The sequence below is a fragment of the Roseibium sp. MMSF_3544 genome (assembly GCF_030732845.1).
Taxonomy (GTDB): domain Bacteria; phylum Pseudomonadota; class Alphaproteobacteria; order Rhizobiales; family Stappiaceae; genus Roseibium.
In genome coordinates this window covers 239,019-255,078 of the sequence record NZ_JASHKA010000009.1, presented here as the reverse complement: position 1 = coordinate 255,078, position 16,060 = coordinate 239,019, and the positions used below count along the sequence as shown (strand labels likewise).

The 16,060-nt window shown below is 58.1% G+C and carries 9 protein-coding genes; 5 read left to right on the top strand and 4 right to left on the bottom strand.

The window, feature by feature from the left end:
* Window positions 1–71: 71 nt before the first annotated feature.
* From RBB47_RS15420 to RBB47_RS15410, 3 genes are all read left to right on the top strand, one after another.
* Window positions 72–1,115: a TAXI family TRAP transporter solute-binding subunit gene (locus RBB47_RS15420; RefSeq protein ID WP_305986715.1), complete on the top strand. Its 1,044-nt coding sequence runs from the start codon at window positions 72–74 to the stop codon at window positions 1,113–1,115.
* A gap of 63 nt (window positions 1,116–1,178) precedes the next feature.
* A complete protein-coding gene (locus RBB47_RS15415; RefSeq protein WP_305986714.1) occupies window positions 1,179–3,524 on the top strand; it encodes a TRAP transporter large permease subunit in 2,346 nt (781 codons plus the stop codon).
* The gene (locus RBB47_RS15410; RefSeq protein ID WP_305986713.1) at window positions 3,508–5,052 is read left to right on the top strand and encodes a sulfatase; all 1,545 of its coding nucleotides are present in this window, start codon (window positions 3,508–3,510) and stop codon (window positions 5,050–5,052) included. Before RBB47_RS15415 ends, RBB47_RS15410 begins: the two co-directional genes overlap by 17 nt.
* A 35-nt stretch (window positions 5,053–5,087) precedes the next feature.
* On the opposite strand, the gene RBB47_RS15405 is transcribed toward RBB47_RS15410, so the two are convergent.
* The 4 genes from RBB47_RS15405 to RBB47_RS15390 form a co-directional block, all read right to left on the bottom strand.
* Window positions 5,088–6,938 (bottom strand): EAL domain-containing protein, encoded by a 1,851-nt coding sequence (locus RBB47_RS15405; protein WP_305986711.1) that lies wholly within the window; start codon window positions 6,936–6,938, stop codon window positions 5,088–5,090.
* Between the two features lie 444 nt (window positions 6,939–7,382).
* The gene (gene leuD / locus RBB47_RS15400) at window positions 7,383–7,988 is read right to left on the bottom strand and encodes a 3-isopropylmalate dehydratase small subunit (protein WP_305986710.1); all 606 of its coding nucleotides are present in this window, start codon (window positions 7,986–7,988) and stop codon (window positions 7,383–7,385) included.
* An 82-nt stretch (window positions 7,989–8,070) separates the two neighbouring features.
* The gene (gene argC / locus RBB47_RS15395) at window positions 8,071–9,021 is read right to left on the bottom strand and encodes an N-acetyl-gamma-glutamyl-phosphate reductase (RefSeq protein WP_305986709.1); all 951 of its coding nucleotides are present in this window, start codon (window positions 9,019–9,021) and stop codon (window positions 8,071–8,073) included.
* 89 nt (window positions 9,022–9,110) lie between these two features.
* Entirely contained in the window at window positions 9,111–9,677 is a 567-nt protein-coding gene (locus tag RBB47_RS15390) for a peroxidase-related enzyme (RefSeq protein ID WP_305986708.1), read from the bottom strand.
* A 94-nt stretch (window positions 9,678–9,771) separates the two neighbouring features.
* Between RBB47_RS15390 and RBB47_RS15385 the strand changes: the two genes are divergently transcribed.
* Both RBB47_RS15385 and RBB47_RS15380 read left to right on the top strand, forming a co-directional pair.
* Entirely contained in the window at window positions 9,772–14,583 is a 4,812-nt protein-coding gene (locus tag RBB47_RS15385; protein WP_305986707.1) for an NAD-glutamate dehydrogenase, read from the top strand.
* Between the two features lie 79 nt (window positions 14,584–14,662).
* Window positions 14,663–16,060 (top strand): MFS transporter, encoded by a 1,398-nt coding sequence (locus tag RBB47_RS15380; protein ID WP_305986706.1) that lies wholly within the window; start codon window positions 14,663–14,665, stop codon window positions 16,058–16,060.

Below are 16,060 nucleotides of genomic sequence, written 5' to 3'. Positions count from 1 at the left end.
TCATTCTGACCCGCTTACTTAGGCGCGCCGGGCCATGGGTCAAATCAAACATCACCTTGGGAGGAACAAAAATGTCTCGAAACATCTTGATGGGTCTTGCCGCCACGCTGTGTCTGACGGCAAGTGTGCAAGCGCAGACGATCTTGACCGCTGAAACCGCAGCCCCCAACACAACGCCCGGAATCTCGGTTATTTCCCTTTCTGAAGCCGCCGCCAAGGCCGGGATCGCCGACATTCAGGTGACGTCGGGCCAGACTCTCACGAACTCGGTCCAGAATGTCGCCGAAGGCAAGACCGACATCGCAGCGGCGCCGTTCATCCTGCCTTTCCTGCTGTCCAAGGGTGTCGGGCCTTATGCGGGTCTCGGGGCGGAAAAGGGAGCGGAACTCGCAGACAATCTGGCGGTGCTTTACACCTACCGGATATCGGTGCAGGGCCTTTTTGCCTATGACAGCGCAAACATCAGCGGATGGGACGATCTTGAGGGCAAGACGATTTTCAATGGTCCTCCGCGCGGCGCGGCGCTCACCAATGCAAGACTTCTGATCAAGACCAATACCGGGCTTGAAGAAGGCAACGGATATAACGGCGTTCAGGTGAACTGGGGTCAGGCCGTCAAGACGATGCAAGACGGCTCGGCCGACGCATTTGTTCTGCCCATGTCCTTCCCGGACCCGCGCGTGACTGCCGGTCTTGCCTCGGGCAACATGACGATTTTCTCCGTCTCAAAGGATGTCTATGACAGCGAAGCCTTTGAGAACGTTGCCAAACTGCCGGGAACGGTGAAATTCTCGATGCCGGTTGCCGACATGGGATATGGTGAAGGCGTTTCGATCATTTCGGAAGACGACACCTTCCGCGGCCCGGGCACAGTGGGCGCCGACATCGTCAACAAGAGCATGGATTTCGACCTGGCCAAATCTTTGACAGCGGCCTTTATCGAAAACATCGAATCCATCTATCACGCAAAGGCCCCATTCATGCCCGTCACCTGGCATGGAGAGACCGACATCGCGGTGACGGACATGTGTGGCCCGAACCCGCTCAAGTATCATCCGGGAGCCGTCGCAGCCTGGGAAGAGGCCGGCTACTCTCTGCCTGACTGCGCAAAGTAAGTCGTTTCATATTCGGCTGGGCATTCGAGATGCCCGGCCGAAGGCAGGCGGGCGAGACGCGCGATGGCAGATGTTTTAAGCGAATCAAGCAGACGCGGTAGTTTCGCCCTGAGGCTGCTTTACTTCATTTCCCTGGCAATGGTTCTGGTGGGGCTTGTCAACTCTACGCCCGGGATTCCGGGATATGACGACCTGATTGCCAGCGTGACGGGGCAGGATGGAGCGAAGCTGCGCAAGTTCCCGTTCGAATGGTTCTACCCCCTTTTCTTCTCGCTGATGATGCTGATCGTGGTGCTGCGGCATTCCATGTGGCGCGACTGGCAAAACAAGAGCAAGGCCCGGCGCAATTTTGGACTGATGCTCGATTTTGCCCTCGTGATCATGGCCATCACGATCTCATTGACGTACCTGGTTGAAATCGAGTCCGTCTGTCTGGTCGACCGGATCACGGGCGACCGCGCACGGCTGATCGAGGAAAGCCTGGCAGCCGCGGCAGCGTTCAACGAAAGCCTCGGGCTTGCCGCCCCGACAACTGTCGAAGATCCTCAATGCGTCAACACGACCGGCGGCTGGCTTGTCCTGATCGTTGGCCTCGCGATTGTTGTTTTCCTGTCCTACAACGTCAAGGTCTGGGGCTTGCCGCTGGTGCTCGTCGCAATTCTGGTCGCGGCCTACACCATTTTGACTGTCCTGGTCTGGTATGTTTACGGCGCCGACGACATCAACAAGTATTTCGTCACAAAGCTGGCGGGCGAACCGCGCATGCTCGCCGACGGACGGCCGCGCGTCCACGACGTTCTGGTAAACAACTCGTCCGGTCTTCTGGGACGTTTCATGGACATCGTCCTGAACACGATTTTTCCGTATCTGGTTCTCGGCTCCCTGTTCGGGAGCTCTGCCGGCGGCCGCTCCCTGATCAAGCTCGCCTTTCGCTGGACCCGGAATTTGCGCGGCGGACCGGCACATGCGGCCATTGTCTCGTCGGCGGTATTCGGCACGATTTCCGGCGGGCCGATCGTCAACGTGCTGTCAACCGGCGTTCTGACCATCCCGATGATGTTGAAGCGCGGTTTTTCCAAGGTGTTTGCAGGTGGGGTCGAGGCAGCGGCATCGTCCGGCGGGTCGATCATGCCCCCTGTCATGGGCGTCGCCGCCTTCATTCTGGCCTCACTGACAGCAATCCCCTATTCCAGCGTGATCGTCGCTGCCATCATTCCGGCCCTGGCCTATTTCTACTGCCTGTTTTTGTCGGCAGTTTTCCAGTCGCGGAAGCAGAACATCACCGCAATTGGCGAAGTCACGGATGATATGATTCTGCACCGTCAGGATTACCTCAATCTCGTGATGATTTTCGGGCCGATCCTTCTGATCCTGTTCCTGTTGCTGACCCCCAAGGATGCAGTCGGATGCGGGCTTTTGGGTGGTCTTTTCGGCGCAGAGCGCGTCTTTACCGATGCCGGTTGCCAAGTGCAGAGCCTGAGCTGGCTACAGCAGACTATCCAGAATTCCGCCGGGTCGGCCGGCGCGGCAGGCTGGTGGGCAGTGATGCTGTTGCTCGGCCTGTTGTTCCTGGATCCGGAGGTTCGCGCCCGGCCGAGAAAAATCGTGGATGCCCTGTCGAATGCCGGCATTCTGATTTCCACGCTTTACCTGATGTTCCTGGCCGTATCGATCATCGACTTCTGCCTCTCCTTCACCGGGCTGCCCGTCTTCTTGTCGCTCGATATCCTGGCATGGCTGAACAGTCTCGACCTTGGCGGTAGTGGCTCGACGTTCATTCAGTTTGTCGCCCTGCTTCTGACGATGCTGCTGGCTGTTCTGCTCGGTATGGGCATGCCCGCCGTTCCGGCCTACATCAACGCGGCCCTCTTGATGGGGCCGGTGCTCGCGGGCCTCGGACTGTCCCTGTTCACATCGCACATGTTCATCTTTTACTTCGCCGTTGCCAGCGCGATCACGCCCCCCGTGGCCCTGGCGGCCTTCGCAGCCGCCACGATCACAAAGGCAGAGCCCATGTCCACGGCATTTTCCGCGGTAAGATCGGGGATCGTGATGTTCGTCGTGCCGTTCCTCTTTGCCTTTTATCCGGAACTGCTTTTGATCAGCGAAGCCGTTCTCGATCCGCAGGCAACGGGCGGCAGTGTCTACCTCGACGGCTATGACGGCCAACTTCACGTAGGCGCAATGGTCTTGCTTTTGGGGCGATTGCTGGTTGCGCTCTACCTGTTGTCCTCGGCACTGGCGGCCTTTGACCGAAAGCCGTTGGCGTCCTGGGAAATAGCGGTCCGTTTGGGATTGGCAGTGCTCCTGATGTTCAAGACAGAAGCGGTCTGGATTGGCGGAGCGGTTGCCACCGTTCTTTATCTGATCTTCCACCACCGGCCGATGTCCCATGCCAAAGCGACCTGACTTCATCGTCTTCATGACAGATCAGCACAGGGCCGATTATCTGGGCTGTACCGGCCATCCGGTTCTCAAGACGCCGCACATCGATGCGATTGCGTCAGCGGGAACGATCTGGGACCGGTTCTATGTCGCAAGTCCGGTTTGCATGCCGAACCGCGCGAGCTTCATGACCTGCCGAATGCCTTCAAGTCATGGTGTTCGACTGAATGGACTGCCGCTCGACACGCGGAACGTGACCTTCGTCGACCTGTTGCGGGATGCTGGTTACAAAACAGCGTTGATCGGAAAAAGTCATCTTCAGACGTTTTCCGGGCAACCGGCTTCGCTCAATCGACCGGAAACACGTCCCGGGTTCCATCGCGCGTTGGGGCCTCTGTCAGAAGCCACCCGCCACAAGCTGGCAGAATATCGCTCAGAAGACCCCAACAACGACGAATACAAGACGCCGCTGCCGTTTTACGGCTTCGACCATGTGGAACTCGTCACCCGGCATGGCGACCGGTGCCTCGGGAACTACCGTAACTGGGTGCTGGAACGGGACCCGGATGTCGACCGTTTGCTCGGCCGTCAAAACCAATTGCCGCACGACTATGTTTGTCCTCAGGCGATCCGGACCGCCCTTCCCGAGGAGCTCTATTCCACAAGCTACATTGCTGAGCGCGCCAGCGCCTGGCTGGACGCGAACGCAGGAGGTGATCATCCTTATTTCCTGATGGTGTCATTTCCCGACCCCCATCACCCCTTCAACCCGCCCGGCCGCTACTGGGATATGTACAGTCCATCCGACATGGAAACCCCCGCGGTTTTTGGACTGAACGACTGGGCGCCTCCGCCGCACGTTTCAAGCGTGCTTGAAGATCGCGAAACCGGTCGTGCGAACCCCTCGACTTACGCGGTGCTCGGGGTGAACGAGCAGGAGGCACGCGAAGCAAGAGCGCTTACGTGCGGCATGATTTCAATGATCGACGAAGCCATCGGGCGTGTGCGGTCCGCAGAAGGCGCAACGGACGCGGTGACCGTCTTTACGACGGATCACGGCGACCACCTGGGCGACCACAAGATGCTGTTCAAGGGACCTGCCGCCTATGAAGAGCTGACGCGGGTTCCCTTTATCTGGTCGGATCCGGATAGCTCCGGACCTGAGCGGACGGACGCGATTGGACAGACCCACGACATCGGCACAACCATTCTGGAGCGTGCGCGCGTTGAGCCGGCCATCGGCATGCAGGGACGGTCGCTTCTCTCCGGAAGCCGGGACGCGGCATTCATTCAATACGACCATCAGAAGATCAATCGGGGCCTCGGTGTTTCGCCGCGCATCCATACTCTGCGCGACCGGGACTGGAGGCTTTCGATGATCGATGGCGTGGATTGGGGAGAAATGTACAACCTTCGGGAGGATCCGAACGAGCTTCGGAACCTCTGGGACAATCCCCAGCACGCAAAACAGCGCGCCGAACTGATCGAAAGGCTGGCGCGGCTGGAAATTGCCAATTGCGACCGGATGCCTTTCCCGACCTCACAGGCCTGATTGCCGGAATTTCGGCGTTGATCAGGGCTGCCGGCTTACGCGGACAGTCCGGAGCGGCGCATTCCGTGTTCTGCCGCATTCGGCGACCAGAACAAGCCCCTCGTCTCAATCAACTTGTTATGCAGGTCGCTCGCAGACATCGGCTTTCCGAAGTGGAAGCCCTGCAGATAATCACATTCCATGTCACATGCTAAACGCGCGTGCATTTCCGTCTCGACACCTTCGGCAACAATGCTCATGCCAAGGCTTTTGCCGATACCGATAATGGAGGCCACCAGCGCACGGGCGGTCTCATTTTCGACGATCGGCTGAATGAACTGCCGGTCAATCTTCAAGACGGCAGGTCTGATCTTCAACAGCCCCTGCACGGAGGCATGACCCGTTCCAAAATCGTCAAGCGCAACGGTGACACCGAGCTCCCTGAGCTCGTTCAGGGTCCAGTGCACGACATCGCCAATTCGCTCCAGATAGACCGACTCAAGGATCTCGATTGCGAGCCTTTCCGGATTGATGCCGGATCGTTTGATGTCGTGAATGAACGTCGGATCCGCCAACCGGCCTGAAGAAACATTCACCGAAACGCGGGGAACGTCGACGCCGGAACGGTCGAATTTCGCAAGCATGTCAGGCAGGTAGCTGAATGTAATCTCGTCGATCCGTTTCAAGATCCCGATGCTTGCAGCGGTATCGAGAAACGCCGCAGGCGACAACAGGCCCCTTGTTGGGTGCGCCCACCGCACAAGGACCTCAGCGCCTGTGATCCGGCCCGTGACGGCGTCTATTACCGGCTGGAAGAACGGCAAAAACTCACGTTTCTCGCAAGCAACAAGGAGGTCCGAGACCAAACGCTTTGACGCAATTGCTTCGGCGTGCATCTCTTGCGTAAAAAATGACCACCGTCCTCTGCCTTGCGATTTTGCGTGATAAAGCGCCATGTCGGCATCGGCGACCACTTGTTCCGGTATCTCCATTTTCGCATTCGCGATTGCAACACCAACGCTTGCGCTGCAAAAGGTCGACTTGCCCTCAAAGGCAAATGGCGCATGCATCTCCTGAACGATCGCATCGGCAAGACCGCTGATATTCAAGGCGCTGTCGCCCAGTGGCTTCAGGACGACAAATTCATCACCGCCCAGACGCGCGATTAGATCGGCCTCATCTGTCAGCCGGCGCAACATGTCGGCGACAGAAATCAGCAGTCTGTCTCCCGCGTCGTGACCGAGTGTGTCGTTGACGGACTTAAAGCGGTCCAGGTCGATGTAGAACACCGCGAAGTCCGATCCGCCATTTTTGAGATTTCCGATCCAGGACTTGAGCTCGACCTCGAAATGCCGCCGATTAGCAAGGCCCGTCAGCGGATCTTCCTTCGATTCCTTCACGACTGATTTTGCAAGTTCATGAAGACGCGCGTTCTCCTTTTCGAGTCGAAGTATCGTCTCGGCAAAGTCAGCGATCTGCCCTGGCCCCACGGTCTTCGCTTCAAGGTTCTGGCGCATGACGGGTTCCAACGGCCGATCTTCCAACTCAAGGAGGGAACACAGCCACCATCGATCGCCGGTCGCAGGGTCTGACAGCGGTGTCCAGCTCATCTTCTGCCAATATTGTTCCCCGGACTTTCGATTGTTGAGGACCCTTACGGAAAACTGCTCCCAATTCATCAGTTTCTCGATGATGTTGAGATGGTCTCCCTGCTCCATGCTGCGTCCGATCAGGACGGTTCCGCGCCGTCCAAGGATCTCGTCGAAGCCATAGCCGGTGATTTTGGTGAAGGCCTTGTTGCACCACTGAAGTTCCATGATTGCGCCGTCTTCATCACACGCCAATGCAAGCGCCAGCCCTTCGGAGCACTTGTCGGTAACTTGGTCGAGTATTTGCGTCGGAATCATGTACGACCCTCAAAACATCATTCACTTAGAAGAACATCAAGAGATTAGACAATTGCTAATTTGTATCGAATGACAGTTCTCAGGTTGTACTCTAGGTCAGAATACAAGTATTAATATGCTATTTGCGCTATTTGTCTTGCGCAGCGACTTCTCACAACGACTGTAAGTCGGCTTACTTCCTGAAAAAAGGTGAAAAAACCGTCAGCGACTGTTCAAAGGTTCACTGGCAGAGTCAGGCTTACTTGCAATTTGGGTGGTGCACTATTCGGCATGTTGTCATGGCCCTGCCATTTCTGAAGCCACGTGCGGTAACGCGGCTTTGTTCCGGTCCAAGGCAAACGAATATGCCCCGCATCCGTCAAGACGGTACGGGGCACATTGCATGGGATCCCACGGAGACGTCAGGCGGAAGGCGCTGTCATCAAACCCGCCGACTGCTTCAAATTAGACCCAGGGACGGCTGTCGCCGAGTTTTCCCTCGTAAGTGTCGATCTGCTCTTCCTTCGCCATGGTCAGGCCGATGTCGTCGAGACCATTGATGAGGCAGTGTTTGCGGAAGTGGTCGATCTTGAAGGCGATATCGCCACTTTCAAGGCCGCGGATTTCCTGGTTTTCAAGATCGATCGTCAGCGTGAAGTTGGCGCCGCGCTCGGCTGCGTGCAACAGGGTTTCGAGTTCGTCTTCCGAAACCTGGATCGGAAGAATCCCGTTCTTGAAACAGTTGTTGTAGAAGATGTCGGCGAATGACGTGGAAATCACGCAGCGGATGCCGAAATCCAGAAGCGCCCAGGGCGCATGCTCGCGGGACGATCCACAACCGAAATTGTCGCCTGCAATCAGGATCTTGGCATCGCGATAGGCGGCCTTGTTCAGAACGAAATCGACATTTTCCGAGCCGTCATCGTTGGTGCGCATTTCGTGAAACAGTGCGGATCCGAGACCGGTTCTCTTGATGGTCTTCAGAAACTGTTTCGGAATGATCATGTCCGTGTCGATGTTCACGATCGGCATGGGTGCCGCGACACCGGTCAGCGTCTCGAATTTTTCCATTTTTCTCTCCCGAAAGGTCAGTGCCGCGCGATCACCGCGAGCCAGGCAGTCTAGGGTATGGACTCATAAATGAAGCCGTACCCTACGCCGCAAGGCTCGTGGTCTGATCGACGCCGAGCATCAAGTTGAGGTTCTGGACAGCCGCGCCTGACGCGCCCTTGCCCAGATTGTCGTAGACCGCGATGATCGCCGCTTGCGCACGCGCATCATTCGCGAATACATGCAGTCGCAACAGGTTGGTGTCGTTGACGGCCTGCGGATCCAGGAATTCGGCACGTTCCAGGGCCTCGAGCGGCGCCACATCGACGAAACTGTTGTCCGTTTCCGCGTAGTGGTCGGCCAGCGCCGCGTGCAATTGCTCGCCAGTGGGAACCTTGTCCAGACCGGCCAGGTTCAATGGCACCACCGTCAGCATGCCCTTGTAGTAGTTGCCGACAGACGGCGTGAACAACGGCGCGTTTTCCAGCAGCGCATATTTCGTCATTTCCGGCAGGTGCTTGTGATTGAAGCCGAGCGCGTAAGGCGCAAACACATTTGCGTCGGCGCCGCCGCCTTCATAATCGGCGATCATGCCCTTTCCGCCGCCGGAATAGCCTGAAATGCCATGGAAATTCAGCGGAAAGCCGCTTGGCAGCAGATCGGCGGCGACAAGCGGGCGCACGGCGGCAATCAGCCCCTGCGGCCAGCATCCCGGATTGGTGACGCGCATCGCCGATGCAATGACGTCGCCCTGGTTCGGTTCCATTTCGGCAAAGCCGTAGGTCCAGCCGTCGGCGACCCGGTGTGCGCTCGACGCATCGATCACGCGGGTGGTATCGTTTTCAATCAACGCGACACTTTCCTTTGCCGCCGCATCCGGAAGACAGAGGATCGCAATATCAGCCTCGTTGAGAAAACCGGCCCGGGCGCTGGTGTCTTTCCTGCTTTCCTCGGGGATGGAGATCAGTTCCAGATCGCGGCGCATGGCAAGGCGCTCGCGGATCTGCAGACCCGTCGTACCGGCTTCACCATCTATGAATACGCGCGCAACCATCGCCCGCTCCTCTCCACTCGCTGAGCAAAATCGAGAGCGTCATACACCCAATCGGCGTTCTTGTCACCGATTGCGAGCAGGACCAGACCTCAACGGGCCCTTGAGTGATACTCATCATTCGGTCGCATGTCGCTTGCGGCGGCCACCCGGTTGCTCATGTTGAAGAAGGCCGCTACGGAGGCAATGTCCCATATGTCCCGGTCACTGAAGCCGGCATCGCGCAGCGCCTGCCGGTCGCTTTCCAGTATTTCCGCCGGCCTTTCGGTAAGCTTGACGGCAAAGTCGAGCATGGCCCGCTGGCGTTCACTCAAATCGGCGACGCGGTAGTTCATTACCATCAGTTCGCCCAGGGCCGGATCGCCGGACAGTTCCCGCACAGCCGAACCATGCGCGGTCAGGCAGTAGAAACAACGGTTGACGGCGGATACCGCAACGGCAATCATCTCCCTCTCAAGCTTGGTGAGACCACAATCCGCCAGCATGAGGTCGTTATACATGTCGGTGAATGCACGCAATTTCGTTTCATCAAAGGAATACGCCTTGAGCACATTGGGGACCAAACCCAGCTTCTCCTCGCACAAATCGAAATAGGCCAGCGTTTTTTCGCTTAATGATTCATTTGAATCGATTTGCAAGGCCGTGACTTTACTTGACAATTTGCCCCTCCCGTCATGAAGATTTTTATGTCGCTGCAATACAAAATCATATCAAGCAGCTGAGCCACAACTAAGATCGCCTAGGGGGATAAAAATGCCGGACAAACACGACGTCGAGAAACTCAAACTCATCGACGCGGTCCACGACAGCCTCACGGAGGAAGATCCTGCCCTGGCGGAGTTTGCCAGCGCGTTCTTTGACAGGGCGGCGGCGGAAGATCTTGTCGCCTATTCGGCGGAGGAACTGACCGGCTTCGTCAAGGAGGCCTGGCTGGATTTTCAGGTTCACGACCTCGGCACGCACCGGGTCAGCATCACCAATCCCACAGCTGCCAAAAAGAACCCCAAGATCGACAGCCTGACGGTCATCGAGATCGTCAACGACAACATGCCGTTCCTCGTTGATTCCGTGATGGACGAGCTCCAGGGCAGCAAGCTTGAAGTTCATCTTGTCCTGCACCCCATTTTCATTGTCGAACGGGACGAGTCCGGCAAGCTGATCTCATCTGTCGCCCGCAAGAAGCCGCCCAAGCGCAAGGACCGCCAGGAAAGCCTGATCCATATCCATGTAACGCGGATCGATTCGGAAGAAGCCCGTAACGCACTGCAGGAACGTCTCGACAATGTTCTCAGTTCCGTGCGCTCGGTGGTCAATGACTTCAAGCCGATGCAGGAACGGCTGGCAGAGGCGATCGATACCTTCAAGACGACCCAGATCCCGGGAAGCAGCGACGATCTGTGGGAAGCCATCCACTTTCTGGAATGGATGGAAAACAACAACTTCATCTTCCTCGGCATGCGCGAATACCGCTTCGAAGGCGGTGTTGACGAAGGCGAATTGTCGCCGACGGAAGGAACCGGCCTCGGCCTGTTGACCGATCCCGATGTCCGTGTCCTGCGGCGCGGATCCGAATACGTTCAGATCACGCCCGAAATCCGGGAATTTCTCAAGAATCCGGAACCGCTCATTATCGCCAAGGCAAATGTCAGGAGCACCGTCCACCGCCGCGTCCACATGGATTACGTCGGTGCCAAGATTTATGACGATGACGGCAACCTGACCGGTGAGTTGCGCATCGTCGGCCTGTTTGCCTCAACGGCTTACACTGAACCGACCAACACGATCCCGTTTCTGCGCCGGAAAGTGGCAAGCGTTCTGGCGCGCGCGGGCTACGGTTCGGAAAGTCACTCCGGCCGGGCGCTCAGAAACGTTCTGGAAGCCTTCCCCCGCGACGAGCTCTTCCAGATCGACAGGGAACGGCTCTACGACTTCTCCATCGCGATCCTGCAACTGGACGAGCGTCCGCGCATCCGGGTGCTGTCCCGTCCGGACAAATTCGACCGGTACGTTTCCATCCTCGTTTTTGTGCCGCGTGACCGTTACTCGACCGAAGTCAGGATCAACATCGGCACCTATCTGGCGTCAGTCTACGAAGGCCGGCTGTCCGCATGGTATGTGACCTATCCGGAGGGACCGCTTGCGCGGGTGCATTACATTGTCGGGCGCGACAAGGGCGAAACACCGACACCCCCGCAAGAGGAACTGGAAGCTGCCGTCGCGGACATGGTCCGGACATGGTCGGACAGTGTTCGAGATGCCCTGAACAAGGAATTCCCGCCCGTTCAGGCGCGGCAGCTGACCGAACGCTACGCATTGTCGTTCCACGGCGGCTACAAGGAAGTCTACAACGCCCAGTCCGCCGTCTCCGACATCGTCAAGCTCGAAACGCTGGCGGGCCTGGATGATACGACGATTACATTCCACCGACCGCAAGGAACCACGAACCAACGTCTGGCGCTGAAGGTCTATCATTGCGGCGCCCCCATTCCGCTGTCTGCCCGCGTTCCGCTTCTGGAAAACATGGGCTTCAACGTGATCAACGAGCGGACCTACCGGGTAACACCTGCAGATACCCCGCTGTCCTATCTCCATGAAATGACACTGGAAAGCCAGACCGGCGAAGACTTCGATCTGCCGCAGGAATTGCAGGTCAGGCTTGAAAGCATGTTCATGGCCATCTGGAAGGGCCGTGCCGAAAATGACGGCTACAACCGTCTGGTCATGACGGCCGACCTCGCCTGGCGCGACGTCGCCGTGGTGCGGGCGTTGTCGAAATACCTTCGCCAGACCGGTATTCCCTTCTCCGAAGACTATATGTGGCGGACGCTCAACAACTATCCGGCGATCGCGGCAAAACTGGTGGAGCTGTTCCACCTGCGCTTCAACCCGGATGTCACCGAAAAGGACCGGGAGCTGGGCTCCGAGCGGCTTGCAGGCGAGCTTACCGCCGACCTTGAAGACGTCTCCAGCCTCGACGACGACCGCATCCTGCGGCGTTTTCAAAACGCCATCAGCTCGATCCTCAGAACGAATTTCTACCAGCTCGACAAAAACGGTCAGCCAAAGCCAACCTTCGCGTTCAAGATCAACAGCCGGGAGATCGACGATCTGCCGCAACCGCGGCCCTTCCGGGAAATCTTCGTTTACAGCCCGCGGGTCGAAGGTGTGCATCTGCGCTTCGGAATGGTCGCACGAGGCGGACTGCGCTGGTCTGACCGGCCGCAGGACTTCAGGACCGAGGTGCTGGGACTGGTCAAGGCCCAACAGGTCAAGAATGCGGTGATCGTTCCCGTCGGCGCGAAAGGTGGCTTCGTGCCCAAACAACTGCCGCCGATGAGCGACCGGGAAGCGTGGTTCAAGGAAGGAACGGAAAGCTACAAGATCTTCATCAACGCGCTCCTTGATGTCACCGACAATCTCGACGAGGACCGCGTTCTGCCGCCCGAGCGGGTGCAGCGTTTCGACAGCGACGATCCCTATCTGGTGGTCGCAGCGGACAAGGGCACGGCAACGTTCTCAGATACCGCCAACGGTATTTCCGAAGGCCGACATTTCTGGCTGGGCGATGCCTTCGCCTCCGGCGGCTCCGCCGGGTACGACCACAAGAAGATGGGCATCACGGCGCGTGGCGCCTGGGAGGCGGTCAAGCGCCACTTCCGCGAAATGAACCGGGACATTCAGACCGAGCCCTTCACCGCGGCCGGTGTTGGTGACATGTCGGGTGATGTCTTCGGCAACGGCATGCTGCTGTCCAAGGCAACAAAGCTCGTGGCGGCATTTGACCACCGCGACATTTTCATCGATCCGGATCCCGATCCGGCCAAGACCTGGGATGAGCGCAAGCGGCTGTTCGACATGGGCCGCTCGTCGTGGAAGGACTACAACACCGACCTGATTTCCAAGGGCGGCGGCATCTTTTCCCGACAATTGAAGTCCATTCCGCTGTCTCCGGAAATCCAGGGCCTGCTCAATCTGGAAAAATCCAATGCGACGCCCCAGGAAGTCATGATGGCGATCCTGAGGATGAACGTGGACCTGCTCTGGTTCGGCGGCATCGGCACCTACATTCGAGCAACCACCGAGACAGACGCCGACGCAGGGGACCGCGCCAACGACCCGATCCGGATCACGGCACCTCAGGTCGGAGCAAAGGTAATCGGCGAAGGCGCGAACCTGGGCCTGACCCAACTCGCCCGCATCGAATTCAACAAGAAGGGCGGACGCTGCAACTCCGACGCGATCGACAATTCCGCCGGTGTGAATTCCTCCGACATGGAGGTCAACATCAAGATTGCGCTCGGCGCCGCTATCAAAACGCAGAAGCTCTCCCTTGAAAATCGGAACGAGCTGTTGGCGGAGATGACTGACGAAGTCGCGGATCTCGTTCTGAGGAACAACTATCTTCAAACCCTCGCAATCTCCATGACGGAACTGCGCGGCATGGAGGACTTCGGCTTTCAGGTGCGCATGATGCGCCAGCTTGAGCAGGCGGGACTTCTGGACCGTGTCGTGGAAGAGCTTCCCGACGAAGCGACCTTGCGGGAAATGCGCAAGGCCGGACAATTGCTGACCCGGGCCGAACTCGGCGTCCTTTTGGCCTATGCCAAAATCACGCTTTACGACTCGCTGCTTGAAAGCACGGTCCCGGACGACGCCTATCTGGCAAGAGAACTGTTCCGCTATTTCCCGGATCAGATGGCCACAGCCTACGAGGACGAAATCAACGGCCATCGCCTGCGCCGGGAAATCATCGCGACCATGCTCGCCAACTCCATGATCAACCGGGGCGGCGCAACGTTCCTCACCCGGTTGATGGACCAGACGGGTGCGACGCCGACCGAAATCGCACAAGGATTTGTCGCGGTGCGCAACAGTTTCGACCTGACCGACCTTAATTCGGAGATTGATGCGCTCGACACGAAGATCGACGGCGGCCTTCAGCTCGATCTTTACACCGAGGTCCAGTCGCTGCTTCTGGAACGCGTCGTCTGGTTCAAGCGGAACGTCAATTTCGACAAGGGCTTGTCAGCGGTCGTGGAACGGTTCCGGACCGGCATCTCCGACCTGCGCAGCCGTCTTGAAACATTGATACCGGAAGAACCCGCGGCGATCCTGAACGAGCGTGCCGCGGAGTTTGAATCCAAGGGCGTGCCTGCCTCGCTCGCCAGGCGGATCGCCTGGCTGTTGGCCGAACAGGCCATACCCGACATCGTAATCGTTGCCGAGGAAACGGAGGCGGATCTCGAGACGGCGGCAATGGCCTACTATCAGGTCGCTCACCATTTCAAGATCGGCAACATGCACGAACTCGCCAGCAACCTGGAGGTTCGCGACTATTACGACGGACTGGCGCTCGACCGCGCTCGCGCAACCCTGTTCTCGGCACACCGGGCGATCGCCAGTGCTGCCATCAGGGCCGGAAGCTTCGCGAACTGGCTTGAGGAACACGAGGGCGAAGCCGCAAGCCGGCACGGCGCCGTCATGGAAATTCTCGACGGTGGCCTCAGCGTTTCCAAGTTCTCCGTCGCGGCCGGCCTGCTTGCGGAAATTTGCGGCACTGCGTAGTGCCCAAAGCATGCTATGAGTGAACGAGGCCGGCAGTCCCGCTGCCGGCTTCTTTGTTGCCGACAGCCAAGGATCTGAAATGGCATCTGTTTCTGGTGCTTTGCCTCAAAAAACGGACCGGCGAGCGATTGTTTCCTGGGCTCTGTTTGACTGGGCGGCACAGCCGTTTTTCACCCTGATCACAACCTTTGTCTTTTCACCCTATTTCGCCTCGGTTCTGGCCAAGTCTCCGGAACAGGGACAGTCGCTTTGGGGCTTTGCCACCGCAGCCGCGGGTCTCGGGATTGCGCTGATGGCACCGATCCTGGGATCTGTTGCCGATGCCACCGGGCGGCGCAAGTTATGGATCTTTGTTCTTTCGATCCCGTTCGTCATTTGCTGCTGGATGTTCTGGTACGCCGCCCCAGGAGGGTCGAACAGCATTGCCATTGCCCTGATCGCCTTTGCAATCGGCACTTTGTGCATCGAAATTGCGACAGTCTTCAATAACGCGATGATGCCCTCGCTCGTGCCACATGAGAAGATCGGCCGCCTGTCGAGTTTCGGTTGGGCAACGGGCTACGCCAGCGCGCTGGTCACCCTTGCAATCGCACTTTTGCTTTTTTCAGCGAACGCGGACACCGGGAAGACGCTCGCCGGCATTAGTCCCGTTCTCGGTCTGGATCCGGCGACACAGGAAGGAGACCGGGTGACAGGGCCCTTTTCGGCTGTCTGGTACGTGATCTTTGTGTTGCCGATGTTTTTCTTCGTTCCCGATGTCGCTGCAAAAGAAAAGATCGGACCGGCGGTTCGAAGAGGACTGTCTGAATTGGCCGCCAGTTTCAAGCAGGCCAGGGCAAACAAGAATATCTTTCAGTTTCTTGTCGCCAACATGATCTTCAAGGACGGGCTGGTCGCCCTGTTCGCCTTCGGCGGTATTTATTCAGCCGGACAGCTTGGCTGGGGGTCGATCGAAATCGGCATATTCGGGATCATCGTGATCATCACGGGAATTGGCGGCCTCTTGCTGGCCGGCAGTCTCGACGACAAGTTCGGCGCAAAACCCGTTCTCATTGTGTCACTGGTCGTTCTCATGGTGTGCGGTCTCGGCATGGTCTCCATCGACAAGACGACCGTGTTCTTCTTTATTCACACCGAGGCAGCGCCGGCCGGGGCGCAATTCGCGTCTCTCCCGGAACAGATGTTCATTGGACTTGGCGCCGTAATCGGTGCCGCTGCGGGTCCCTTGCAGGCGTCTTCCCGCAGCCTGTTGATACGGCTGGCGCCGCGCGAACACATGACCCAGTATTTCGGCCTGCTGGCTCTTTCCGGCAAGGTGACCAGCTTTCTGGCTCCGCTCGCCGTCGGCATCGTCACGGCGCTGTCCGGAAGCCAGGCCGGCGGCATGTCGGTCGTGCTTGTCTTCTTCGCGGTTGGCCTGGCGCTGATGATCACGGTGAAGGAAAGAACAGCGCCGGCCTTTTCTGAAGCCTCGTGA

Coding starts and splice junctions, on each gene's coding strand:
- RBB47_RS15420 (WP_305986715.1), top strand. CDS start 72: ATGTCTCGAAACATCTTGATGGGTCTTGCCGCCACGCTGTGTCTGACG.
- RBB47_RS15415 (WP_305986714.1), top strand. CDS start 1,179: ATGGCAGATGTTTTAAGCGAATCAAGCAGACGCGGTAGTTTCGCCCTG.
- RBB47_RS15410 (WP_305986713.1), top strand. CDS start 3,508: ATGCCAAAGCGACCTGACTTCATCGTCTTCATGACAGATCAGCACAGG.
- RBB47_RS15405 (WP_305986711.1), bottom strand. CDS start 6,938: ATGATTCCGACGCAAATACTCGACCAAGTTACCGACAAGTGCTCCGAA.
- leuD (WP_305986710.1), bottom strand. CDS start 7,988: ATGGAAAAATTCGAGACGCTGACCGGTGTCGCGGCACCCATGCCGATC.
- argC (WP_305986709.1), bottom strand. CDS start 9,021: ATGGTTGCGCGCGTATTCATAGATGGTGAAGCCGGTACGACGGGTCTG.
- RBB47_RS15385 (WP_305986707.1), top strand. CDS start 9,772: ATGCCGGACAAACACGACGTCGAGAAACTCAAACTCATCGACGCGGTC.
- RBB47_RS15380 (WP_305986706.1), top strand. CDS start 14,663: ATGGCATCTGTTTCTGGTGCTTTGCCTCAAAAAACGGACCGGCGAGCG.